Source organism: Nocardia sp. TBRC8007, from assembly GCF_056629435.1.
In genome coordinates this window covers 1-505 of record NZ_JBWSOR010000149.1, presented here as the reverse complement: position 1 = coordinate 505, position 505 = coordinate 1, and the positions used below count along the sequence as shown (strand labels likewise).

The 505-nt window shown below is 68.9% G+C and carries 1 protein-coding gene; it reads right to left on the bottom strand.

The window, feature by feature from the left end; translation table 11 throughout:
• The coding region (locus ACX4ZE_RS23035) for a beta-ketoacyl [acyl carrier protein] synthase domain-containing protein (protein WP_480275559.1) at positions 1–505 on the bottom strand (505 nt) is incomplete at both ends.

The window sequence follows — 505 nt, the reverse complement described above, 5'->3', positions numbered from 1 at the left end:
CAAACCGTTCGAGGCACCGTCCTGGTTGACCGCGGAACCGCGCAACACCGCCAGCACCTGATGACCATGCGCCACCGCATCCGATACCCGTTCCAGCAGGAGGACTCCGACGCCTTCGCCCCAGCTGGTGCCGTCGGCCGCAGCGGCAAACGCCTTGCATCGACCGTCGGGCGCCAAAGCGCGCTGGCGACTGAAATCGACGAAGACCGTCGGCCGAGCCATGACGGTGGCGCCGCCGGCCAACGCGAGATCGCACTCCCCGCGGCGCAGTGCCTGCGCCGCCAGATGCACCGCGACCAGCGACGACGAACACGCCGTATCCAGCGTCAGCGCCGGGCCTTCCAATCCGAGCACGAACGACACCCGCCCCGACATCACACTCGACGCACCGGCTATCCGCTGCCCCTCGACAGCGGGGAGCCGTTCCAGCAGGGCCGGCTCGTAATCGTGGTACATGGCGCCCGCGTAGACGCCGGTGCGTGAACCCCGCAACGACGTCGGATCA